Consider the following 24,370-nt stretch of genomic DNA (forward strand, 5'->3'; position numbering starts at 1 on the left):
ACCCTTGCAATCCTGCCCTAGATCCATGACGGCATCCACATCCGGAACCGCCAGTCCTGGTAGGGAATGATCTCCGCGGTCCAGATGGGATAGAAAAACGCGGACAGCAGCACGGCGCCGGCAACAAACAGCGCCACCAGGTAGAGTCCGGAACGACGGCGCCACAGCGGGTCCTGCCGGCGTCCTAGCGCCAGGCCCAGGCAGTATGTCAGGGCAAGTATCAGGAACGGTTCAAAGGACACGGCGTAGAAAGTGAACATGGTGCGTTCCGGGTACAGGAACCACGGGAGGTAGCCCGCACCGACCCCGGCCAGGATGGCACCGGCACGCCAGTCGCGGCGGCCCGCCCACCAGAAGAGCAGGATCACCAGCGAAACCGTGGCGCCCCACCAGATCAGGGGGTTGCCCACCGAGAGGATGGCCGAGGTGCAGCTGGCGACGTCGCAGCCCGGGCTTCCCTGCTTGGGGGACTCATAAAAGAAGGATGTGGGGCGGCCCATCACCAGCCAGCTCCAGGCACTGGCCTCGTAGGGGTGGTCGGAGCTGAGTCCCTGATGGAACTTGTAGGCTTCCAGGTGGTAGTGGGCCAGGGACCGCAGCGGCCCCGGGATCCAGCCCCACTGGGCGGAGGGGTTGGCGTCGGCCCAATGGCGGAAGTACGCATCCTTCGACTGGAACCAGCCGGCCCACGTGGATACGTAAACCAGTGCGGCAACTGGGACGATGCTCAGGAAAGCAGGGATACCGTCCTTGATGATGCCGCCGCTGATCCAGCCCCGGATCCCGGCGATCCGGCGCGCGCTCAGGTCCCAGAAGACGGTCATCAGCCCGAAGCCGGCCATGAAGAACAGCGCGGACCATTTGGTGCCGACAGCAAGGCCCAGGCAGACCCCGGCCGCGAGGCGCCACCAGCGGACGCCCAGCCACGGTCCGGAAACCAGCTGAAGCACCAGGGGCCTGCCGTCCGGGGAAGCGGCGGACTGGCGGCCCAGCCGCGCGGCGAGCCGGCGCCTGCCGTCGTCCCGGTCCATCAGGAGCGCACCGAAAGCGGCGAGGATCCAGAACATCAGGAAGATGTCCAGCAGCGAGGTCCTGGACATCACGAGGTGGTGGCCGTCCACTGCCAGCAGGAGGCCGGCCACGGCACCCAGCGTCAGCGAATGGAAAAGTTTTTGCGCAATCAGGGTGATGAGGAGGATGGACAGCGTGCCGGTCAGCGCTGCGCCGAACCGCCAGCCCAGGGGGTTCTCCGGGCCGAATAGCCACATGCCCGCTGCGATCATCCATTTGCCCACGGGCGGGTGCACCACGTACTCGGGGGAGGAGAGGAGCACTTCGGGATTTCCTGCCACGAAGGATTCGTTGGCCTTGTCCGGCCAGCTGCGCTCGTAGCCGCTGACCAGGAACGAATAGCCGTCCTTGACGTAATAGGTCTCGTCAAACACCAGGCTCCGGGGAGCTTCCAGGCGGACAAAACGAAGGAAGCCGCCGATGGCCGCCGTGATGGCGGGAATGAGCCAGAACCACAGCCTCAGTGACGGCGGATAATCCCGCCAACTGCGGATGCTGCCGAGCAGCCGTTCCTGCAGGGCGCCTTCCGTGAACGCCTCCTGCGGCCGGCGGATCCACCGGTGCCGCTCAAGGTTTCGTCCCAAGGTCCCGGACGCCGGCTGCGCCGGGCTGGCTGAGTCGGCCTTGACAGGAGGTACGGAGGTCTGCGTCACGTGCCCATGCTACCTTTTGGCGCTGGGAGGGCCTGCCAGCAGTAGGCTGGTCGTGTGGACCAACAACTAAGCACTCCCCGCCCCGGCAGCTCCGATGACGTCAGCATTTCCGGAGAGGAAACAGGGCCGACGCCGGAACTCGCGGCGGGAGCCGGGGAGGACGAGGCTTGGGCGCCGGCCGGGGAACAGGCGGCCCGCTCCGCTGAGGGCCAGCCCGGCAGGATCGTGCTCGCGGCGACGCCCATCGGCAACGTCGGCGATGCGTCCCCGCGGCTGGTTGAGCTGCTCACCACTGCCGACATTGTGGCCGCCGAGGACACCCGTCGCCTGCACCGCCTGGTGCAGAACCTGGGGGTCACCGTGGGCGGGCGGGTCATCAGCTACCACGAGCACAACGAAGCGGTGAAGACCGCCGAGCTCCTGGACCAGGTGCGGGCCGGCAAGACCATCGTGATGGTGACCGACGCCGGAATGCCTGCTGTGTCGGATCCTGGTTTCCGGCTCGTTGAAGGCGCTGTGGCGGCCGGGCTGACGGTTACGGCGGTGCCGGGCCCGTCCGCGGTCCTGACGGCGCTCGCCCTTTCCGGCCTCCCCACGGACCGGTTCTGTTTTGAAGGGTTCCTTCCCCGCAAGGCGGGTGAACGCGCTGCCCGCCTGTCGGACCTCGACGCCGAACGCCGGACCATGGTCTTCTTCGAGGCACCCCACCGGCTTGAACCGATGCTTCGTGCACTGCGCGAGCGTTTCGGTCCGGACCGCCCGGCCGCTGTATGCCGTGAGCTGACCAAGACGTATGAAGAGGTGATCCGCGGCTCGCTGCGCGAACTTCTCCTGTGGGCGGAAGGCAACGAGGTGCGCGGTGAGATAGCCGTGGTGGTGGGCGGTGCCCCGGAGCGGGAGCCCGGCAAGCCGGAGGACCATGTGGCCGCCGTCAACGGCCTGATTGCACAGGGAATCAGGCTGAAGGAGGCCGTGGCTGCCGTGGCCGAGGACGCCAAGGTCAGCAAGCGGGAGCTCTACTCCGCAGTCCTCGCCGCGCGCTAAAAACCGGGGCGGAGCCTTGTGCAGCTGCACAGCAGGACCCGAACTGCGTAGTGCGCGCATGCATAGACGCTCCGGAGCGCACGGCAGTACCGTGGCATTAAAGCAGCCCAGAGCTGAACCCATCCCAAACCCCAACTGCTGACGAGGGAGTCATCGTGACTGTAACTGCACAGCCCACCGTTACTGCGGAGCGCGAGAGCGAGCTGCTGGCCTCCGTTCCCACCGGACTGCTGATCAATGGCGAATGGCGTCCGGCCGCGTCCGGTAAGACGTTCGACGTCGAGGATCCGGCCACCGGCAAGGTCCTGCTGAGCATCGCTGACGCGGGTCCCGAGGACGGCAGGGCGGCGCTGGACGCGGCCGCTGCCGCGCAGGATTCCTGGGCGCAGGTCCCGGCCCGTGAACGCGGCGAGATCCTGCGCCGTGCCTTCGAGATGGTCACCGAGCGGGCCGAGGACTTCGCGCTGCTGATGACCCTGGAAATGGGCAAGCCGCTGGCCGAGGCCCGCGGCGAGGTGACCTACGGTGCCGAGTTCCTGCGCTGGTTCTCCGAGGAAGCCGTCCGCGCCTTCGGCCGCTATTCGGTCTCCCCGGACGGGAAGTCCCGCCTTCTGGTCACAAAGAAGCCGGTAGGTCCCTGCCTGCTGATCACCCCGTGGAACTTCCCGCTGGCGATGGCCACCCGGAAGATCGCCCCAGCCGTGGCCGCCGGCTGCACCATGGTGCTCAAGTCCGCCAACCTGACCCCGCTGACCTCCCAGCTGTTCGCGGCCGTGATGCAGGAAGCAGGCCTGCCCGCCGGTGTCCTGAACGTCATCCCGACCTCCACCGCCGGTGCCACCACGGGCCCGCTGATCAAGGACTCCCGGCTGCGGAAGCTCTCCTTCACCGGCTCCACCGAGGTGGGCCGCCGGCTGCTCTCGGATGCGTCCGAAACCGTGCTGCGGACCTCCATGGAACTCGGCGGGAACGCCCCGTTCGTGGTGTTCGAGGACGCCGACATTGACGCCGCGGTGGCCGGGGCGATGCTGGCCAAGCTGCGGAACATGGGTGAGGCCTGCACCGCGGCGAACCGGTTCATCGTGCACGAGTCCGTCGCGGACGAGTTCGCGGAGAAATTTGCCGCGAAGATGGCGGACATGACCACCGCCCGCGGCACCGAAGCGCACTCCAAGGTGGGTCCGCTGATCGACGCGAAGAGCCGGGACAAGGTCCACGAGCTCGTCACCGACGCCGTGGCCTCCGGGGCCGTGGCCGTGGCCGGCGGCGGACCGGTGGACGGACCGGGCTACTTCTACCAGCCCACCATCCTTAAGGGCGTCACCGAAGGCACCCGGATCCTGTCCGAGGAAATCTTCGGCCCTGTCGCCCCGATCATCACCTTCGACACCGAAGACGAGGCCATCCGGCTCGCGAACAACACCGAATACGGCCTGGTCGCCTACGTCTTCACCCGCGACCTGAACCGCGGCATCCGGATGGGCGAACGCCTGGAGACTGGCATGCTCGGCCTCAACGCCGGCGTCGTCTCCAACGCAGCCGCCCCGTTCGGCGGCGTCAAGCAGTCCGGCCTGGGCCGCGAAGGCGGCCTGGAGGGCATCGAGGAATACCTCTACACGCAGTACATCGGCATCGCCGACCCCTACGCAGGGTAGCGGGATCCACGCAGGCTAGCCCTGCCGCAGACGCCGCAGGCCGTCGCGCACCGTCCGCCAGGACCGCGCGGCGGCCTGCCCCAGCTTGGCGGCGGTACGTGCGACTGCCCGGAAGGGCGCGGAGGCCATGTGTCCCCAGCGATTCATCACCGACGGCGGTAGCCACTCCGCCCGGAGCCGTTGGACCAGCCGTGAGTGCCGGCGCAGGGATGCCTGGACCCGGGCAATCCTGTCGGCGGCCGAAGCCACGAAAGCCCCGGCGGCGACAGGGTGCTCGGCCGTCGCGGCGCTTTCAGGACTACCGGCAGGCCGGCCGTACTGCTGGCGTTCAAAATCAGCGGTGAGCGACGCAGCCGCCCGCGCACCGGCTTCGTCCGCTCCATCCGGACCGCCCAGTGCACCCGATTCGCGAAGCCTGCCGGAGAAGTGCCGCGGAGTTTCGCTGACGCCGGGAGCAAAGCCGTAGTCGGTGGCCAGGTCCCGCAATTCGGCCCAGGCAGCAGTGGCGGTGTCTCCACCGGCGGACGGTGATCCCCTGAGCCGTCGGGACCGCAGCCCGGTCCGCACCATTCGGGGCGAGGCGGCGAGCAGGGCAAGGAGCAGGATGCCGGCGAATCCGTACAGCGGCAGTCTCTGCGCCCGCCCGGCTTCACCGGAAGAATCCAGGCCGGGCAACGGAGCGGGCGTGGCCCCGGGCGTTGCTCCCGGGGTGGCGGCATTGGAGGGGATGAGGTCGTCGTTGTTTTCGTTGGTGCTGGCACCGCCGGCGGTGGAGGCCTGCGACGCGTAGTCCGGCACCACGCCACGGGACGGTGTGGGTTCGAACGCCACCCAGCCGAGGCCCTGGAAGTAGAGCTCGGGCCATGCGTGGGCATCCCGGGAATCGACTTCGTATTCAGACAGGGCACCCTGCCCGGGAACCGAAACGGTGGCACCGGTGGACCGCCCGGGCGCATAGCCCACGGCGATTCGGCTCGGAATTCCTTCCAGCCTGGCCATGACAGCCATGGCCGAGGCGAAATGGATACAGTAGCCGCTCTTTTCCGTCAGGAAGTCCGCGAGGACGGAGAGACCGTTGCCGTCGTAGCCGCCCTGGACGGGGGACTGCAGGGAATAGGTGAACTCGACCGAGCGCAGGTAGTTCTGGATGGCCATGGCCTTGGCGTACGCCGTCCGGCTTCCCTCGGTCACAGTGTCCGCCGTGGTGCGTACGATGTCCGGCACGTTGTTGGGCGGCCGGATGAATTCCTCCGAGATCCCGCGCACCGGCTCCGAGGACTGGGCCAGCAGCTCGGGGGTGAGCCTCGGGACAGTCGACTGCACCACGTACTGCTGATTGCGCGAGTTGGTGTCCACGCCCTTGATGCTCAGTGTGGCCGGATCCCAGCTCCACCGTCCGTCCAGGCCGTTGACCGCGTCGGGAGCGTATGGCACCGGCAGGTACGGGCTGGTGAAGCGGCCCGTGTTGATGGCCGTGACCTGCCGGACCTGCTCGTCAGCGAGGATTTCGTAGCCGGCGTCCATCCGGCCGACTCCCACCCGACGGGAGGCGTCACGGTCATCCGGTGACCAGGAATCTCCGTCGAACCGGTCCACGGTGACCGAGCGCAGGTACTGCGGGCGGCTGGCGCTGGAGGCGTAGGTGATGCGCCCGTCACCGGAGGGACTCCGCAGGCTGTTGCCCAGGCTGATCATGGGGTTGAGTCCGGTGGCGGAACCCCACGGATTCAGCCGGGAACCCTGCGGGAAGGTGCCCTGGTCGAAGCCGGGAACGGCGAGCGGGAGGAGGAGCGTGATCACCAGTGCCATCCCGCCGGTGAGGGCGGCCCGGCGGAACTGTCCCGGATTGCGTGCGGTGTCTGCCGTGGTCCGGTTGTCCGGGGCGAACCATTGGCTGCACGCCAGGATCATCAGGTATCCGGCGGCGGCAGCGACAAACCCCAACAGCCCGACGCTCTGGGGCTTGACCATGGCCGGCACCACCAGGATCGCCAGAAGGCCCAGCCCGCTGGTCGCGGGCAGCCCCAGCGGCACGGCGAGGGCGTCAACGAGGATGACCACCAGTCCCAGGACTGCGCAGGTGACGAGCACGATGCCCGCGTTGGGCGCCACTGGGGAGCTTTCGGCCAGCACAGTCTCACTTGCCCGCCGCAGGTACCGGCCCAGCTGCCCCATGGTGTCCCCGGACGGAATGAAGCCGGCAATGCTGTCCCTGCGGAAGAACGTGAAGGTCAGGATGAAGACGAGGGACGCAAAGCCGCCCAGCGCCACCAGGAAAGGTTGGGCGCGCAGCGACCGCAGGACGGCCATGGCCAGGGCCACCACGCAGACGGTGGTCAGCACCGGCATATACCAGGCCCAGCCGCGGAGCACCCCGTTGAGGCCCAGGGCTGCGCCGGCGACTGACACAGCGACGGCTGCGGCCATCACCCACGGTTGTGCGCCGACCCGGCGTGGCTGTGCCGCCGGGGCCGGTGACGGCGCCAGGACTTCAGGACTGCGGCCCGCCTCGGGGCCGGAGTGCCGCTGGGGAGTGAGGGTCATCGGCTGACCCCCGTGGCGCGGCGGACGTCCGCGGCGGCCGTGGCGGCTGCCGCGTCGCGCTGATCAAAATAGGACCAGGCCGCCGGTACCGACGTGCCCGGGGAAACGGCCACGGCCCGCCAGCCGCCGGACCTCAGCGTCTCGAGGGCGGCCTGGCAATCGCTGGGGTGGTCGGTGACGACAATGGCAAACGCGTTGGCGCCGAACCCCGCGGCTGCGGAAAGGGAGCGTGCCTCTGCGGCCTGCAGGTGCCCGAGGATGGCCATAATGGGACCTCGCTGCCGGTGCGCGGAGAGCTTGTCCAGAAGCCGGTCGTCGAAGGGATGGAGCCCCGACTCGGGCGCCGGACCATGGTGGGCGCCGGACAGCTGGATCGCGGCCAGGCTCTCCGCAATGGACTGCAGGCCGCCGGACCCGGTGTACTCCTCAGCCTCGGGTTCGGGTGCCGAAGGCGAGTGCAGGAACGCCGGTTCCCCCGAGGGATCGAGGAACCGCAGGGCATAGTTGCGTTCCGCCAGATGGGCGCTGACGGAAATGGCCGCCGTTACGGCCCATTCAAACGTCTCGCTGGTCACCAGGTCATGGCCGTCCTCACCGGAGGTGGCGGAAAAAGCTGCCCCCGGTCCGCGGGCAAACGCCGCCCACCGCTGGTCCAGGATGACGGTGGCTTCCGGAGTGGTGACCGACTCCTCCTGGCGCACCATCAGGGCACCGTGCCTGGCGGTCGCAGCCCAGTGCACGCGGCGCATGGGATCTCCGTGGCGGTATTCGCGGGTCATGACGTCGTCGTCGCTTGGATTCGCCCGGATCCGCGTCGCCGTGACGCCGTCGTTGCCGCGTGCCCCGGCGAGCCCGGTCGCGGGAAGCTCGACGGCGGCAGGCGTCACGGTCAGCGTGTCGCCGTCGTCGATTGCGTGCCGGTGCAGCGAGAGCCCGAAAGGGTCCGTAAACTCGGCCGTCACCGGGCCGATAACGAACTGTCCCCGTTTGCCGGAACGCAGGTGATATTCATAGCGGCTGGTTCCGCCGACGGCTGAGCGCGCAGGGAACCGGAAAGCAGGCGAGTCGCCGAACCGCGGCGGAAGGTGTTCCTCCATGACCACCTGTCCGGTGGCTATCCCGGTCCGGGCAACGGCGAGCCGGACGGTGGTGGAGGAGGACGTTTCCACGCTCGCGGGGTTGAACTCCCGGTACACCTTGAACCTGGGTTTGAGCACTCGGATCCCGGCGAGTGAGACCAGCGGCAGGACGATCAGGAGGATGCCTAGCGTCAGCAGGTCCCGGCGGCCCATCACCTGGGCTGCGAGGAGCGACACCACGCCGGCGGCCAGCAGACCCCACCCGCGCGTGCTGAAGAGGTGTCCGGGAAGCCTGTCCGTCAGGGCCATCGGGGTGCCTTCGTTCAGCGGGTGTGCCGCAGGTCCGGGCTGCGCTGGCCGCCGGCCCGGTACGGCGCGGACAGTTCCTGCGGCACCGGCAGCTTGGCCAGGATGCTGCGGATGACGCTGTGCGGGCTTTCCCCCGTGCTTGCGGCTTTTCGGTCCAGGATGATCCTGTGGGCCAGCACGGATTCGGCGACGCCCACGACGTCGTCGGGGAGGACGAAGTCCCGGCCCTCCAGCGCGGCGGTGGCCTTCGCCGCCCGCAGCAGCTGGAGCATGGACCGCGGGCTGGCGCCGAGGCGGAGCATGGCGCTTTCGCGCGTGGCACGGCCAATGGACACCGTGTATTCCTTGACGGCCTGCGACACGTAGACCCGCTGGACGGTGGCGATCATGGCCGCCACGTCGGCCGAGGTAACGACGGCGGTCACCTTGGTCAGCGGGGACGTCGCCTGGTGCGTCTCCAGCATTTCGATCTCGGAGTCCTTGTCCGGATAGCCCATGGAGATCCGGGCCATGAACCGGTCACGCTGCGCTTCAGGCAGCGGGTACGTCCCTTCCATCTCGATGGGGTTCTGGGTGGCCACCACCATAAAGGGCTCATCGAGCTTGTACGAGTCCCCGTCCACGGTGACCTGGTGTTCCTCCATGCATTCCAACAGCGCCGACTGGGTTTTTGCCGAGGCACGGTTGATCTCGTCCCCGATGACGATGTTGGCGAACACAGCGCCGGGCCTGAATTCGAACAGCCGCGACGCCTGGTTATAGATGGAGACGCCGGTGACATCGGAGGGCAGGAGGTCCGGAGTGAACTGGATCCTGCTGACTGAACAGTCGATGGTGCGGGCGAGGGTTTTTGCCAGCAGCGTTTTCCCCACGCCGGGAACATCCTCGAGCAGCAGGTGCCCTTGGGCGAGGAGGACCGTGAGGGCAAGCTTCGCGGCTTCCGCCTTGCCGTCGATCACGGTGTTGATAGCGGACAGGATGCGCTCGCTGGCGTTATGGAAGGCCTCGGCCTCCATGGCCGGCGGCTTGAGTCCGTTGAGTTGGTTTCCAACAGTTGCCGCCCCGCCAGGGAAGCTCTGCCCTTCCGGGAGTGCTTCGTCTACTGTGGTGCGTCTGTGGGAGTCCATCGGCAGCCTTTCAGCCCTGGGGGAAGCCTGGAACGGGTCGGCAAGGAACTGCCGGCGCCCGCCGTCGGGCGTTCGCCCGTATGCCTACCAGACTACTAACACAACTGCCGGACCTGACAGAGAGTTCCGGTATTTCCCGGCGGGGGCCGCGGGTACCCGGGAGGCTAGGGTAGAAGGATGAGCACCCCGTTGACGCCAGCCCCTTTTCGTGCGCCCGGAAGCGACGGCTCCGGCCGGCACGGCTATCCGCCCGCACCGGAGCCGCTGCCCGTCCCGGTCATGGACAACCACACCCACCTGGACTTTCCCAGTGCCGATGTGACGGTGGACATCGCCGCGGCCCTGGACGTGGCCGCCTCGGTGGGCGTCCAGGGCGCGGTGCAGGTGGGCTGCGACCTCGAGTCATCCCGGTTCACCGTGCAGGCGGTTGACCTGGATCCGCGGCTGCTTGGCGCCGTGGCGATCCACCCCAACGACGCTCCGGATTATGCGCAGCGCGGCGAACTGGAGGATGCGCTCGCCGAGATCGAAGCCCTGGCGTCGCATCCCAGGATCCGCGCCATCGGTGAAACCGGCCTCGATTTCTTCCGCACGGAGGGGGAGGGACTCAAGCACCAGCGGTACTCGTTCCGCCGCCATATCGACATCGCAAAACGGCTCGGCCTGACTTTGCAGATCCACGACCGCGACGCCCACGACGACGTTGTCCAGGTCCTGCGCGAGGAAGGTGCCCCGGACCGCGTAGTGTTCCACTGCTTCTCCGGCGACGAGGCACTGGCCAGGACCTGCAACAACGAAGGCTGGTACATGTCCTTCGCCGGCACCGTGACGTTCAAGAACGCTGCCAACCTGCGCGGTGCTCTCGCCATTGCAGATCCCGCCCGTGTCCTGGTTGAGACGGATGCGCCTTTCCTGACCCCGCATCCCTTCCGTGGCCGCCCCAATGCCAGTTACCTGATCCCGCACACCGTCCGGACCATGGCTGAATTGACAAGCACCGAACTGTCCGGCCTGTGTGCGCAAATCGCCGAAAATTCCCTGCGGGCATACGGATCCTGGGACTGAACCCGGTCCCGTTCAGGTAACCGTCAGGAATACCAGGTATGCATCTAATCTTGGTTGCTTTATAACGCTTCGGTTACAGTGGATAACTATTAGCCGGGGTCGGGGAAGGCCTTCGGATAATTTCACTCAGTTCCGGGCGCGCCCAAGCGGCGGGTCCATGCAGTCCTGAGTATGGCGGCGCACACGTCTGCTGCAAACAGCCGGACCATGTCCGGAGTTGCCCTGAGGGTGTTTGCGTCGGTGGGTGATGTGCGTTTTTCCCCGTGCCCGGATGGTCCTAGAGTTACGGGCAATCGTGGTCAAGTTCTTCACTTCGGACGGCAAATTCAGTTTCGTTAAGGTCGGCGCCCAGCTGGTTGTGCTCTCCGCACTCGTGCTGGGCCTCGTGGCCTTCGTAGGTAACAACAAGACAGTCACCCTGAACGTGGACGGGAAAGTCAGTTCCGTCCAGACCTTCGGCGGGACCGTAGGCGACGTAGTCAAGAGTGCCAAAGTGGAGCTGCAGGCCGCAGACCGGGTATCCCCGTCGGCGGACGCACGCGTGGAGGACGGCTCGGTCATCAACGTCAACCTGGCCAAGGCCGTGAAGATCAGCCTCGACGGCGCAGAGAAGACGATCAGCACCACCTCGGCCAACGTCGAAGGACTCGTCACCGAACTGGGTGTCGCCAGCGCCTCGGAAGTATCCGTGCCCAAGGACGCCCAGCTGGCCGTCTCCGGATCCTTCGTGGCCATCTCCACGCCCAAGACCGTCAGCATTCTCGCGGACGGCAAGGCTTCCAAGACCACCACCACCGCAGCCACCGTGGCCGACGTCCTCGCGGACGCGGGAATAACCGTCGGCGCCGGCGACCGGCTCTCCCAGCCCCGCAACGCCCACGTCGTGAACGACATGGCCATCAAGGTATCCCGGGTTGATTCCTCGAAGACTGCCGCCACCACCGAAGAGGTTCCCTTCGAGACGCTGAGTTCCGAAAGCGCCGAACTCTTCGTAGGTGAAAAGAAGGTCACCCAGGCCGGTGTTCCCGGCAAGGTGGACAAGAACTTCAAGCTGGTGCTCGTGGACGGCCGCGAAGCTTCCCGGACCTTGGTCTCCGAGACCGTTTCCGTCCAGCCGGTGACTGAAAAGGTCACGGTCGGTACCAAGGAAAAGCCGAAGGCCGAAGCTGCCGGCGCGAACACCGGAGCAGCAGCTCCCGCCATGATGAACGAAGCCATGTGGGACAAGATCGCGCAGTGCGAATCCACCGGCAACTGGTCCATCAACTCCGGCAACGGCTACTACGGCGGGCTGCAGTTCGACATCCAGACCTGGATCGGTGCCGGCGGCGGCGCGTACGCACCCAACGCCAGCCTCGCCACCAAGGCGCAGCAGATCGACATCGCCAACCGCGTCTACGCACAGCGCGGCCTCCAGCCCTGGGGCTGCGGCTGGGCAGCGACCAGCTGACGGAATTGCCGGCACCAGGCCGGTAACCGCCACCCTGCACGACGGAACAATCCGCCGCGGCAGCTGACCACCGCCACGGGGGAACCGAAGGCCGGGTCCGGAAAAACGGACCCGGCCTTCGCCGTCCCCTGAGACGTGCTTCACCCGCGCCGTCGCCGCAGGCCAACGGGATAGGATACCTAGGTGACTGAACCGACCCCCGCCGCCTCCGGCACCGCGCCCGCACCTCTGCTGGGCGCCTCCGATGTCCGCCGGCTCGCCGAGGAGATCGGAGTCCGTCCCACGAAGACCCTGGGCCAGAACTTCGTTATTGACGGCAACACCATCCGCCGGATCGTGGCCGCAGCGGATATCCACTCCGATGAGACCGTCCTTGAGGTCGGTCCGGGACTGGGGTCGCTCACCCTCGGACTGCTGGACGCTGCCAAGGCTGTTGTCGCCGTCGAGATTGACCCCGTCCTCGCGAAGAAGCTGCCGGGCACGGTGCAGCAGTGGCGGCCGGACGCCGCCAAGGACTTCCACCTGGTGCTGGCGGACGCCATGAAGGTGACCGAACTGCCCGTTGAGCCGACAGCGCTGGTGGCGAACCTCCCGTACAACGTGGCGGTGCCGGTGGTGCTGCACCTCCTTCAGTACTTCCCGAGCCTCCGGCACGGCCTGGTCATGGTCCAGGACGAGGTGGCCGACCGGCTGGCTGCCGGCCCCGGCTCCAAAACTTACGGCGTGCCGTCAGTGAAAGCCGCCTGGTACAGCAGCATGCGCAAGGCCGGCGTGATCGGCATGAACGTATTCTGGCCGGCGCCCAAGATCCACTCGGGGCTTGTAGCGTTCACGCGCCGCGAGCAGCCCGTGACCACAGCCACCCGGGAGCAGGTCTTCGCCGTGATCGACGCCGCTTTTGCCCAGCGGCGCAAAACCCTGCGGGCCGCCCTCGCCGGATGGGCCGGCAGCGCGGCGGAGGCGGAACGCTGCCTGCTGGCTGCCGGCGTGGATCCCACCGCCCGGGGCGAAGTGATCGATATCGCAGCGTTCGCAAGGATCGCCGAAGCCCGCCAGGCCCAGCAAGGTTGAGGCCGGACGCCGCCTTGGCAATGCGCAACCGCGTCAGCGTGCATGCTTGGAGCCTGACGCCGCCATGCCATAGCTTGGACTCATGAACGCAGTGAGAGGGCGCTTTGCCGCGAGGACGGTCCGGGTCAAGGCTCCCGGCAAAATCAACGTCTCGCTGGATGTGGGCCCGCTGCGTCAGGACGGCTACCATTCCGTTGCCAGCGTCTACCTGGCCGTATCCCTCTACGAGGAAGTTGCCGCCACCAGTACAGCCGCGGAGGGAATCACCGTCAGCATCAGCCCGGCCAGCACGCTGGACCTGGAAGACGTGGACATTCCGCTCGACGAACGGAACCTCGCCTACAAGGCCGCCGCCATCATGGCCGACGTGTCCGAGCACTCCACCGGCGTCCACCTGGAGATCACCAAACGTGTCCCGGTGGCCGGCGGCATGGGCGGCGGCTCAGCCGACGCGGCCGCCACCCTGCTCGCCTGCGACGCCCTGTGGAACAGCGGGCTGTCCCGGGATGAGCTTGCCCACCTCGCCGCAGAACTCGGAGCGGACGTCCCGTTTTCCCTCCTCGGCGGCACCGCCGTCGGCCTGGGGGTGGGCGACGAATTGTCGCCCGCGCTGGCCAAAGCGCAAATGGACTGGGTGCTGGTCACCGCTGACTACGGGCTTTCGACGCCGGACGTCTTCCGGACCCTGGACAGGCTTCGCCTCGCCGAAGGGGTGGCCGCAGAGGAGCCCACCGCCGTCGACCCGAAAATCCTGCAGGCGCTGCGCAGCGGCGACCCGGATGCCCTGAGCCGTGTCCTGGTCAACGACCTCCAGCGCGCATCCATTGAGCTGGCGCCCGGACTCCGCGATACCCTTGGGCTTGGTGAATCGTGCGGAGCCATCGCCGGACTCATTTCCGGCTCCGGCCCCACGGTTGCCCTGCTCACGCACAGTCCGGCGGCAGCGGCCGGCCTCGCTGAAGACCTCAGCCATCACGGCCTGAACGCCCTGGCCGTCCACGGACCGGTGCACGGGGCGCGCATCATCTCCGATACGCTCCTTTAGTATCTTTTGAACGAATTTCCACCGAAGAAAGCAGTTCCCAGTGGCTCACCTGCTCGGCGGCGAGAACCTCACGGTCTCGTATGCAACCCGCACCGTCCTCGACGGCGTTACCCTCGGCCTTGAAGAGGGTGACCGGATCGGCATGGTGGGCCGCAACGGCGACGGCAAGTCCACGCTCATGCGGCTGCTGGCGATGCGATCCACCCCGGATTCGGGTCGTGTGACCAAGCGCAGCGAAGTCAACATCGGATACCTGGACCAGAGCGACGTGCTTGACGGCGACCTGACGGTCGGCGCCGCCATCGTCGGCGACCAGGCTGACTACGAGTGGGCCCGCAACCCGCAGATCCGCGAGGTCATGGGCGGGCTGGTGTCCGACGTCGACTGGCACGCCAATGTGCACGCGCTCTCCGGCGGCCAGAAACGGCGCGTCGCCCTGGCGAAGCTGCTGATCGAAGACCACGACGTGATCATGCTCGATGAACCCACCAACCACCTCGACGTCGAAGGCGTCGCCTGGCTGTCCCGCCACCTGAAGACCCGCTGGCGGGCCAACCAGGGCGCGTTCCTGGTGGTCACCCACGACCGCTGGTTCCTCGATGAAGTCTGCAACAAGACCTGGGAAATCCACGACGGAATCATGGACCCGTTCGAAGGCGGCTACGCGGCCTACGTCCTGGCCCGCGCCGAACGTGACCGCGCGGCTGCAGTGACGGAAGGCAAGCGCCAGCAGCTCGTCAAGAAGGAACTCGCCTGGCTGCGCCGCGGCGCCCCCGCCCGCACCGCAAAGCCCAAGTTCCGCATCGAGGCAGCCAACGCCCTGATCGCCGACGTTCCTGAGCCGCGCGACTCGATGGCGCTGAGCAAGATGGCCACGGCCCGCCTCGGCAAGGATGTGCTGGACCTTGAGCACGTGTCCCTGGACTTCCTCGGCGGCGATGCCGGACAGAAGCTCTTCGACAACATCACCCTGCGCCTCGACCCGGGGGAGCGGCTGGGGCTTGTCGGCGTCAACGGCGCGGGCAAAACCACTCTGCTGAAGCTCCTCAACGGCGAAATCCAGCCCTCCGCCGGCAAGGTCAAGCGCGGCAAGACGGTTGTCACCGCCGTGCTGACCCAGGAAGTCAAGGAGCTCGACGACGTCAAGGACCTGCGCGTCATCGAAGTGATCGAGCGCGAAAAGCGATCCTTCAACGTTGGCGGCAAGGAATTCAGTGCCGGCCAGATGGTGGAACAGCTTGGCTTCACCAACGAGAAGCAGTGGACTCCGGTCAAGGACCTCTCCGGTGGCGAACGCCGCCGCCTGCAGCTTCTGCGCCTGCTCGTGGGCGAACCGAACGTGCTGATGCTCGACGAACCCACTAACGACCTGGACACCGACACACTGGCCGCCGTCGAAGACGTCCTGGACGGCTGGCCGGGCACTCTCGTTGTGGTCAGCCACGACCGTTACCTGCTGGAGCGCGTCACCGACCACCAGATGGCACTGTTGGGCGACGGCAAAATCCGCGCCCTGCCGCGCGGTGTGGACCAGTATCTTGAACTGCGTGAAGGAGCCCTGGCCGGCTCCACCATCACCGGCGGCGGCAACCCCGTCACCGGCCCGAGCGGGAGTTCCGCACCGGCCGTCGCGGGACCCTCCGAAGCGGAGAAGCGCGACGCCCGCAAGGCGAAAAACCGGATCGACCGCCAGCTGGGCAAACTGACGCAGCAGGAAGACAAGATCCACGCCCAAATGGTCAAGAGCACCGCCGACAACGACTTCGACACCATGGCCGACCTCAACAAGAAGCTGAAGACCCTGGCCGAGGAACGCGAAGCCCTGGAACTCGAATGGTTGGAAGCCCTCGAAGTCCTCGGCGAGTGACGTGCGTGCGTTGGCGGTCAGCGGCGTTTCGCCGTCGCTTAGCGCGTAGGTCCCTTCCCAACACTCGCAAGCTCGCGTCGGGTCCCTCGGGACGACGCTTACGCCGCGTAGAGGCCATTCCGGTCGCTGGGCGACCTCCACGCCCTGACGCGTCGCGATGCGCTCCTTCGCGAAACACCGCCGACCGCCGGCGTCGCCGACCTCACCGATGGATTGCCGCAGGGAAGGAAGGATGAGGTCCAAGCTCACTCTGAGCTAGAACACTCCTCCTACCTCAACCGCGAGACCGGCACAACCTACGCGCCATCTGTAACGGTGACCTGCCAAAACGTCGTCGGCCCGCAATGGAAGCCGGCTGACGACGAACCAGGCTTATGCGACCGGAACACTGGCAATAGCGGGGCGAAGGGCTCCTGCGCCGCGAAGGGGACCACTAAGCGTCGGACTTCAGCTCAGGCTCTTTTTGCAGGCCGGTGAGGCCGTTCCAGGCGAGGTTCACCAGGTGGGCGGCTACGGCGCGCTTGTCCGGGGTCCGGCTGTCCTGCCACCACTGGCCGGTCATCGCCACCATGCCCACCAGCATCTGGGCGTACATGGCGCCGTCGGCCGCACCGAAGCCGCGGCGAGCGAATTCGTCCGAAAGGATGTGTTCCACCCGCGCAGTGACGTGGGAGAGCAGCGTGGAGAAGGCTCCTTCGGGCTGGGACGGCGGGGCATCGCGCATGAGGATCCGGAAGCCGTCGGTGCGGTCCTCGATGTACGTCAGCAGTGCCAGTGCGGCGCGCTCCACCTGCACCCGTGGCTTCGCCTCATCCGTGAGGGCGCCATTGATGGCCGCCAGGAGGATCCTGAACTCGAATTCCACCACCTGGGTGTAGAGGCCCTCCTTGGACCCGAAGTGCTCGTAAATCACGGGCTTGGACACGCCGGCGGCGGCTGCAATCTCTTCGATCGTGGTGCCGTCAAGGCCCCTGGTGGCGAAGAGGCCGCGTCCGATGTCGATCAGCTGTGAGCGGCGCTGCGCCGCGGTCATTCGGGCCCGGGGCACGTATCCGGGAGCCCTGACGGGCCTGCCTGGATGGTTCGCGGCACCCTCGGGTGCACCGTTGATCTTGCTCACCGTCCAATCATGCCTTAATGGGAATGTCCTGGGAGGAGAGCACCGAGTCGCAAGAGCGCCGACCTTCGTGGCAGAATTGGTTCTCGTGCCGCCGGGCTTCAGGTCCGGGCACGGTCCGCTCTGGTGTAATGGCAGCACCCCGGCCTTTGGAGCCGTGGAGTATAGGTTCGAATCCTATGGGCGGAACTGCCGCTGTGAACGGGTCCTTTGCCCGGGACGGGCCGGCAAGGTGTGAAAGTGCGCGCAACTGAGATCCACCAAGCAAGGAGAGCCTGTACGTGAGCCCCGAGACAACAACCGGCCCCGCTGCCGTCATCGTCCTAGCTGCAGGTGCGGGTACCCGGATGAAGTCGCGGACCCCCAAGATCCTTCACGAAATCGGCGGACTGTCGCTGGTGGGACATGCCCTGCGTGCCGCCCGCACCATCGATCCCCGCCAGCTTGCCCTGGTGGTCAGGCACGAGCGCGACCTCGTGGCCGCGCACGTCTCCGGGCTCGACCCCGCAGCGCTGATCGTTGACCAGGACGAGGTCCCCGGCACCGGCCGCGCCGTGCAGGCAGCCCTTGAAGCCCTCGACGCCGGCGGTCCCCTCGAGGGCACGGTAGTGGTGACCTATGGCGACGTCCCGTTGCTTTCGGCTGAGCTGCTCGCCGAGCTGGTGCTGATCCACGAACATGAACGCAACGCCGTCACCGTCCTGACCGCGGTCCTGGACGACGCCGCCGGTTACGGCCGCATCCTGCGTGCGGCAGACGGCACCGTCACGGGGATCCGGGAGCACAAGGATGCCTCCGACGAGGAACGTGAGATCCGCGAGATCAATTCGGGGATCTACGCGTTTGACGCCGCAGTGCTCCGCGACGCGCTGGGTCATGTCACCACGGACAACGCGCAGGGGGAGATGTACCTCACCGACGTCCTTGGGCTGGCCCGATCGGCCGGCGGACGGGTTGCCGCGGTTGTCACCAACGACCGCTGGCAGGTTGAGGGCGCGAACGACCGCGTCCAGCTTTCCGCGCTGGGCGCCGAGCACAACCGCCGCACCGTCGAGGCCTGGATGCGGGCCGGCGTCACGGTGGTGGACCCCGCAACCACCTGGATCGACGCCACGGTGACCCTGGCCGAGGACGTCCGCATCCTGCCCAACACCCAGCTGCACGGCCGCACGACCGTGGCGAGGGACGCCGTCGTCGGCCCCGACACCACGCTGACGGATGTCATCGTTGGCGAGGGCGCCAAGGTGACCCGGACGCACGGTTCCGGTTCCACGATCGGTGCGAACGCCAGCGTCGGGCCATTCACCTATCTCCGCCCCGGCACGGTACTGGGGGAGACCGGCAAGATCGGCGCCTTCTACGAGACGAAGAACGTCACGATCGGCCGCGGATCCAAGCTGTCGCACCTCGGATACGCCGGTGATGCCGAAATTGGCGAGGACACCAACATCGGCTGCGGCAACATCACGGCCAATTACGACGGCGAGCACAAGCACCGCACCGTCATCGGCTCCGGTGTCCGCACCGGGTCCAACACTGTCTTCGTGGCTCCGGTCCTAGTGGGCGACGGCGCTTATAGCGGCGCCGGTGCCGTGATCCGGCAGGACGTTCCCGCAGGCGCACTGGCCATCTCGGTGGCCAAGCAGCGCAACGCCGAAGGCTGGGTCGTCTCGCACCGACCCGGCTCCATCTCAGCAGTACTGGCCGAAGCCGCGGGGGCAACGGCGCCGGTCAGCGAAACAGCCGCGGCACAGCCGCCCCTGGATTCCTCAAGCACCCCGGCACCTACAGAAGAAGGCAAGCAATCATGACCGAAATTACGGCACGCGGCGAGAAGAAACTGGTTCTCGCCGCCGGGCGGGCACACCCGGAGCTTGCGCGGGAGATCGCCAAGGAGCTGGGCACTGAACTGCTGCCGGTGGATGCCTACGACTTTGCCAACGGGGAAATCTACGTGCGTGCCGGCGAGAGCGTCCGCGGCACCGATGCCTTTGTCATCCAGGCGCACCCGGCACCGCTGAACAACCACCTCATGGAGCAGCTGATCATGATTGATTCGCTGAAGCGGGCATCCGCCAAGCGCATCACCGTGGTTTCGCCCTTCTACCCCTACTCCCGCCAGGACAAGAAGGGCCGCGGCCGCGAGCCGATTTCCGCCCGCCTGGTGGCCGATCTCTACAAGACCGCCGGCGCCGACCGCATCATGAGCGTGGACCTGCACACCTCGCAAATCCAGGGCTTCTTTGATGGCCCGGTGGACCACCTCATGGCCATCCCGCTGCTGGCTGACTACATCCGCACACGCGTCGCGGCGGACAACATCACCGTTGTCTCGCCGGACACCGGCCGCGTCCGCGTTGCCGAGCAGTGGGCCGAGCGCCTCGGCGGCGCGCCGCTCGCGTTCGTCCACAAGAGCCGCGACCTCACCGTGCCGAACCAGGCCGTCTCCAAGACCGTCGTGGGCCAGATCGAAGGCCGCACCTGCGTCCTTATCGACGACATGATCGACACCGGCGGAACCATCTCCGGCGCCGTCCAGGTGCTCAAGAACGCCGGTGCCAAGGATGTCATCATCGCGGCAACGCACGCTGTCTTCTCCGATCCGGCGGCCCGCCGGCTGGCCGAGTCGGGCGCCCGCGAAGTGGTGGTCACTGACACGCTGCCCATCCCGGCCGACAAGCGCTTCCCGCAACTGACCGTGCTGTCCATCGCACCGCTGATTGCGCGCGCCATCCGTGAAGTGTTCGACGACGGATCCGTCACCAGCCTCTTCGACGGCAACGCCTGACCCCCGTACCGGCCGCATCCGCACTACCTGACCCTGCCGGCGTCGGGCCCGTTTTCAGGAACCGGGCCCGACGCTGGTAAGCTGGTCCACGATACCTTGGCGAGGGAGAGCAGTCTCCGTTATCGACTGGGTCTGAATCTCCCTTCTTGAAGGGCCGGCCACAGGCCGCCCGGCGTTGAAGGTCGCAAACAGACCTCCGCCCTTGCTGAACACCCTTTTGGATTTCAAGGAGATTTACATGGCTGAGCAGAAGCTCGCAGCAGAAGTACGCACCGAATTCGGCAAGGGTTTCGCCCGCCGCGCCCGTATGGCCAACCTGATCCCCGCCGTCATCTACGGTCACGGCGCAGAGCCGATCCACATCACCCTCCCGGCCAAGGCCACCACGCTGGCTGTTCGCGCTGCCAACGCCCTGCTGACCCTGGACATCAACGGCGAAAAGCACCTCGCGCTCGTCAAGGACATCCAGCGCAACCCGATCAAGCAGATCATCGAGCACATTGACCTCCTGACCGTCCGCACGGGCGAGAAGGTCACCGTGGACGTTCCCGTCCACGTGACCGGCGAACTGGCCCCGGGCAACGCCTACAACCAGGAAATGACCGTCGTGTCCCTCGAAGCCGAGGCAACGCACCTGCCTACCTCCGTCGAGGTCAGCATCGAAGGCCGTTCCGCCGGCGAGCACATCCACGCTTCCGACCTGGTCCTGCCGAAGGGCTCCATCCTGCTGGCCGATCCCGAGTCCCTGGTAGTCAACATCTCCGAGGCCACCGAGGTCAGCGAGGAAGAGGCTTCCGAAGGCGCTACCTCCGAGGCCGCAGCCGAGTAATTCCGGCAGCCGTTTTTCGTGGCCGGGTCCCTGGCGGGGCCCGGCCACTGCCGTTTTAATAGCCTTCCTCTATTAACCCTAGGATTGACGCATGACTGACACCTGGCTGATCGTAGGCCTTGGCAACCCCGGCACCGAATACAGCAACAACCGGCACAACGTCGGCCAGATGGTGTTGGACGAACTGGCGCGCCGGATAGGGGCCGGCTTCAAGGTGCACAAGGCACGCGCACACGTGCTGGAGGGCCGGCTTGGCATTGGCGGACCCCGCGTGGTGCTGGCCAAGCCGATGAGCTATATGAACGTCTCCGGTGGTCCGGTGTCCGCACTGGCGAAGTTTTACGATATTGATCCGGAACACGTTGTGGCCGTCCACGACGAGATCGACATTCCCTTTAATACTGTCAAACTCAAGATTGGCGGGGGCGAAGGGGGACACAACGGCCTGCGCGACATTTCGAAGGCCCTGGCCACCAAGGACTACCTCCGGGTCCGTGTCGGCGTGGGACGCCCGCCGGGCAGGATGGACACTGCGGACTTCGTCCTGAAGGATTTCGCCGCCGCCGAGAAAAAAGAGCTCCCGTTCCTCCTGGATGACGCCGCGGATGCCGTGGAGACCGTAGTCAGGGACGGCCTGCCGGCAGCACAGCAGAAATACCACACTGCAGTTCAGTAACTTTGCCACGCAGCCGGTTCTAAAAGCGGTAATGTGCGGGAGGGGGACACGCTGTGGTTACCACTGGCAATTGGTTAACAAGGTCAATTCAGTCGCCTAATTGTTTAGTCATATCTGCTATGGTAATTTTCACATTCAAGGTCTTGTTGCCTCGTTTGGCGGCATCGGAAAACCAAAAACCCGACGGCTCAGCCAAGTCGCATCAGCTGGAGCCACGAAGGTAGCGTGATCGATCGTGCTTGCATCACACGGCTCTGAACATGGGGGGCTGCTGGAGACTGAACGCCGGGGCATGGGCGCCTCAGAGCGTCGTAAGTGGTCGTCCCTTGTCAGGCAGGATGTCCAGGCCACCGTTGTTTCCATCCTCGAGGACAGCGACCTTCACGGCGTCGTCGTAGTCGGTGCCCAGGGAGTCGGCAAGTCCACCTTCGCGCGTGCGGTCGAAGCCAAGCTGGTGGGAAAGACGCACGTTATCCACCTCCACGGGACAACAACTGATCCGGCTATTCCCTTTGGCCAGTTGGCGTTTCTCGTCGCCCGGCTGCCGGGCCACGCGCTCGAATCACCGGGCGAAATTGTCCACGGCATTTCCCGGCTGATCCGCGAAGACGCCGCAGGACGCCCCGTCCTCGTAGTGCTCGAGGACCTGCCGGCGATCGACAGCATGAGCACGGCAGTCCTCATGCACCTCATCCTCAGCGGCGCCGCGAAGCTCATAGTCACCGTCCGGAACGTCACGGACATGCCCGAAGACCTGATCCGGCTCCTCCGCAACAATTCCCTGGAGGAAATCCGGCTTGAGGTTTTCTCCCGCCCCGAAGTGAGCAAATTACTTGCCGGAGTATTGGGACGTCCGGTGACGGCCACAGCTGCCAGCTCGCTCTACGCAGCGAGCGGCGGAAATCCGCTGGTGCTGCAGGCGATCGTTATTGAGCAACTGCGTTCAGGCAACCTCCATCTGGCAGGAAAGGTCTGGGCTCTCCGGGGGGAAATCAATCTTGCGGAGGCCGACGCCCTGGTGGACCTGGTCAGGTCGAGGCTGGCCCGGGAATCACCCAAAGTCCGGGAAGGGCTGGAGTGGCTGGCCCTGATTCGACGGGTACCGTTATTTGTCCTCCTCGACGTCCTGGATCCCGCTGTCGTCGCCGACCTCGAAAAGGCCGGCTACCTGCAGGTTGGTGAGACCGGACGGCGCTGGGTCAGCCTGAAAGACGACTACGTCGGCGAAGTCATCCGCGGCTGGATGGACCTTCCGCGGCGCAAGGAACTGCACCAGTTGGTGGCGAGGGTCGTGGGGGCAACCCCGGCGGAGATGGATGTCGAGGAACTCCTCGGGTACGTGGCATGGACGCTTGATTGCGGCGAACCTGTGGAGCCGGCCTTCGCGCTGGCTGCGGCAGCTGCCGCAAACCGGCTTTTTGATCCGATGTTCGCGTTGGAGGCCTTGGCCCAGATCCGCGTTGAAGACCCGCACTGGGCCGAAGCGGCACAGCAGCGGGCCGCCGCCTACATGACGCTGGCCGAGCATGAATCCGCCGTTACCGTCCTGGAGGAAGTGACCCCGGAGCAGCTTTCCGAGCTGCCGGCCGCCGCCTACGCGAACTACATCCTGGATTTCTGCAGTTCCCTGCTCTGGGTCCACGGCGGGTACAGCCGGATCGGCGGCATCCTGGCCGCCGCTCAGCACGAGCTGGCCCGGCGGGAGAGGGCATCGATCGGCAATGAGACACCGGCCGACTTTGCCCGCGCACACGAACTGATCAGGCTCGCCGAATTCGAACAGATGGTCCACCAGGGGGACTACGACGCCGTTGCCGAAGACCTGGAGCGGGCCTACAAGGAAGACGGCGATCCGCTCTACGTCCTGAACTGCGGCTGCCTGCTGACCATGGCCTGGGCGGTCCTGGGCAGGGAAGCGGACGCAATTGCCCTCGCTGCCGAGATCCAACAAAAAATGGAACACTCCAACGTAGTGCCCGGCATGCTGAGCTGGCGGGCGGAAGGCCTGTTCGCCGCCCTTCTTTGCAGCGGCCAGTGGGAGGACTGTGTCAGGATACTCACCGAGGCCCTGGACCAGAAGCCGAAAATCATGCAGTACCTCGGCGGGGCGGCCGAACTCGCGCTGGGTGTGGCCTACACCTACGCCGGCAGGGCTGACCTTGCCATCGACACGTTGCTTGGTGCCCAGGCGCAGCTGGATATCAGGCGGAGCTACTATGGGCCGGCCCTGGCCTGCTCGGCGCTTGCGTTCGCCTACGCCCAGGCCGGTGACATCCAGGAATCGCGTAATTTCCTTGATCTGGCGGCGCAGGAGGAGCAGCACGTCGCATGGTTCACGTCGTGGATGGCCGACTTCTGCGTCCGCATGGCCAAGCGGTGGCTCAAGGACCCGGGAGCCAAGCAGAAGCTGATCGAGTCAGCCCACGAGGACATTTCCAAGGGGCGGACAACCACTGCCTCCATCAGCCTGTTCGGTGCTACGGTGCATGGAACGGAGGAGGAACTTGTCCTGTTGATCGAAATTTCCTCCCGTCGGCAAGGAAAAATGGCCAGCGTCAACCGGCTGGTCGGGGAGGGGTGCAGAAAGAAGGACTCCAAGGTCCTGCTTCAGGCGGCGTCCCTGGCCCAGGAACTCCACCTCGATGCAGTGGAGTCCCGGTGCGTGGTGCTTGCGCTGGACATTGCCAGGGAAAAGGGAGATTCCCAGTCCGCCCGGGCGGCCCAGCACCGCCTGGACCGGCTCGTGGAGACCCTGCCGGTATTGCCGCTGATGCCTCATACGGTGGGACCGGAACTGACTGAACGGGAACGGCAGGTTGCCAGGATGGCCAGCCAGGGGTTGAGCAACAAGGAAGTTGCCAACCGGCTGCAGCTTTCCATCCGAACGGTGGAAGGCCATCTCTACCAAATCTTCACGAAAATGGGGATTTCATCGAGGAGTGAGCTTGAAGGAACCGCTCAAGTCTGACGGGAAAGTTTC

General features: G+C 66.3%; 17 protein-coding genes and 1 tRNA gene. 13 read left to right on the top strand and 5 right to left on the bottom strand.

Annotation, left to right across the window (positions count from 1 at the left end; genetic code table 11):
• Nucleotides 1-17 precede the first annotated feature (17 nt).
• A complete protein-coding gene (locus J2805_RS19820; RefSeq protein WP_309979307.1) occupies nucleotides 18-1,724 on the bottom strand; it encodes a dolichyl-phosphate-mannose--protein mannosyltransferase in 1,707 nt (568 codons plus the stop codon).
• A gap of 222 nt (nucleotides 1,725-1,946) precedes the next feature.
• On the opposite strand from J2805_RS19820, the gene rsmI reads away from it, so the two are divergent.
• Complete coding sequence (gene rsmI / locus J2805_RS19825; RefSeq protein ID WP_309979400.1) at nucleotides 1,947-2,768, top strand: 16S rRNA (cytidine(1402)-2'-O)-methyltransferase; 822 nt, start codon at nucleotides 1,947-1,949, stop codon at nucleotides 2,766-2,768.
• Nucleotides 2,769-2,923: 155 nt separating this feature from the next.
• Nucleotides 2,924-4,423, top strand: coding sequence for an NAD-dependent succinate-semialdehyde dehydrogenase (locus J2805_RS19830; protein ID WP_309979309.1), 1,500 nt, complete (start codon nucleotides 2,924-2,926; stop codon nucleotides 4,421-4,423).
• A 15-nt stretch (nucleotides 4,424-4,438) separates the two neighbouring features.
• On the opposite strand, the gene J2805_RS19835 is transcribed toward J2805_RS19830, so the two are convergent.
• The 3 genes from J2805_RS19835 to J2805_RS19845 are packed head-to-tail and all read right to left on the bottom strand — an operon-like array spanning nucleotide 4,439 to nucleotide 9,482.
• A complete protein-coding gene (locus tag J2805_RS19835) occupies nucleotides 4,439-6,967 on the bottom strand; it encodes a transglutaminase TgpA family protein (protein WP_309979311.1) in 2,529 nt (842 codons plus the stop codon).
• Complete coding sequence (locus J2805_RS19840; protein WP_309979313.1) at nucleotides 6,964-8,355, bottom strand: DUF58 domain-containing protein; 1,392 nt, start codon at nucleotides 8,353-8,355, stop codon at nucleotides 6,964-6,966. Before J2805_RS19840 ends, J2805_RS19835 begins: the two co-directional genes overlap by 4 nt.
• A gap of 14 nt (nucleotides 8,356-8,369) precedes the next feature.
• Nucleotides 8,370-9,482 (bottom strand): AAA family ATPase, encoded by a 1,113-nt coding sequence (locus J2805_RS19845; RefSeq protein WP_309979315.1) that lies wholly within the window; start codon nucleotides 9,480-9,482, stop codon nucleotides 8,370-8,372.
• Nucleotides 9,483-9,659: 177 nt separating this feature from the next.
• Between J2805_RS19845 and J2805_RS19850 the strand changes: the two genes are divergently transcribed.
• The 5 genes from J2805_RS19850 (at nucleotide 9,660) to J2805_RS19870 (ending at nucleotide 15,980) form a co-directional block, all read left to right on the top strand.
• Nucleotides 9,660-10,547 carry a TatD family hydrolase gene (locus J2805_RS19850; protein ID WP_309979318.1) on the top strand — a complete coding sequence of 296 codons (888 nt, stop codon included), beginning with the start codon at nucleotides 9,660-9,662 and terminating at the stop codon, nucleotides 10,545-10,547.
• A gap of 271 nt (nucleotides 10,548-10,818) precedes the next feature.
• Nucleotides 10,819-11,997, top strand: a complete 1,179-nt coding sequence (locus J2805_RS19855) for a ubiquitin-like domain-containing protein (protein ID WP_309979320.1) — start codon at nucleotides 10,819-10,821, stop codon at nucleotides 11,995-11,997.
• Nucleotides 11,998-12,180: 183 nt separating this feature from the next.
• The gene (gene rsmA, locus J2805_RS19860) at nucleotides 12,181-13,068 is read left to right on the top strand and encodes a 16S rRNA (adenine(1518)-N(6)/adenine(1519)-N(6))-dimethyltransferase RsmA (RefSeq protein WP_309979322.1); all 888 of its coding nucleotides are present in this window, start codon (nucleotides 12,181-12,183) and stop codon (nucleotides 13,066-13,068) included.
• A gap of 82 nt (nucleotides 13,069-13,150) precedes the next feature.
• Entirely contained in the window at nucleotides 13,151-14,113 is a 963-nt protein-coding gene (locus J2805_RS19865) for a 4-(cytidine 5'-diphospho)-2-C-methyl-D-erythritol kinase (protein ID WP_309979324.1), read from the top strand.
• 40 nt (nucleotides 14,114-14,153) lie between these two features.
• The gene (locus J2805_RS19870) at nucleotides 14,154-15,980 is read left to right on the top strand and encodes an ABC-F family ATP-binding cassette domain-containing protein (protein WP_309979326.1); all 1,827 of its coding nucleotides are present in this window, start codon (nucleotides 14,154-14,156) and stop codon (nucleotides 15,978-15,980) included.
• Between the two features lie 433 nt (nucleotides 15,981-16,413).
• Here J2805_RS19870 and J2805_RS19875 read toward each other — a convergent pair whose 3' ends face one another.
• Entirely contained in the window at nucleotides 16,414-17,013 is a 600-nt protein-coding gene (locus tag J2805_RS19875) for a TetR/AcrR family transcriptional regulator (RefSeq protein WP_309979402.1), read from the bottom strand.
• Nucleotides 17,014-17,214: 201 nt separating this feature from the next.
• Between J2805_RS19875 and J2805_RS19880 the strand changes: the two genes are divergently transcribed.
• From J2805_RS19880 to J2805_RS19905, 6 genes are all read left to right on the top strand, one after another.
• Nucleotides 17,215-17,286, top strand: a tRNA-Gln gene (locus J2805_RS19880).
• Between the two features lie 92 nt (nucleotides 17,287-17,378).
• A complete protein-coding gene (glmU, locus tag J2805_RS19885) occupies nucleotides 17,379-18,908 on the top strand; it encodes a bifunctional UDP-N-acetylglucosamine diphosphorylase/glucosamine-1-phosphate N-acetyltransferase GlmU (RefSeq protein ID WP_309979327.1) in 1,530 nt (509 codons plus the stop codon).
• Nucleotides 18,905-19,885 (top strand): ribose-phosphate diphosphokinase, encoded by a 981-nt coding sequence (locus tag J2805_RS19890; protein WP_309979329.1) that lies wholly within the window; start codon nucleotides 18,905-18,907, stop codon nucleotides 19,883-19,885. Before glmU ends, J2805_RS19890 begins: the two co-directional genes overlap by 4 nt.
• A gap of 238 nt (nucleotides 19,886-20,123) precedes the next feature.
• Nucleotides 20,124-20,714, top strand: a complete 591-nt coding sequence (locus tag J2805_RS19895) for a 50S ribosomal protein L25/general stress protein Ctc (RefSeq protein WP_309979331.1) — start codon at nucleotides 20,124-20,126, stop codon at nucleotides 20,712-20,714.
• Nucleotides 20,715-20,805: 91 nt separating this feature from the next.
• Complete coding sequence (pth, locus tag J2805_RS19900) at nucleotides 20,806-21,390, top strand: aminoacyl-tRNA hydrolase (protein WP_309979334.1); 585 nt, start codon at nucleotides 20,806-20,808, stop codon at nucleotides 21,388-21,390.
• A gap of 235 nt (nucleotides 21,391-21,625) precedes the next feature.
• Nucleotides 21,626-24,358: a helix-turn-helix transcriptional regulator gene (locus tag J2805_RS19905; RefSeq protein ID WP_309979336.1), complete on the top strand. Its 2,733-nt coding sequence runs from the start codon at nucleotides 21,626-21,628 to the stop codon at nucleotides 24,356-24,358.
• Nucleotides 24,359-24,370: the final 12 nt, after the last annotated feature.

The sequence above is a fragment of the Arthrobacter oryzae genome, assembly GCF_031454875.1.
GTDB classification, from domain to species: Bacteria; Actinomycetota; Actinomycetes; order Actinomycetales; family Micrococcaceae; genus Arthrobacter; species Arthrobacter oryzae_D.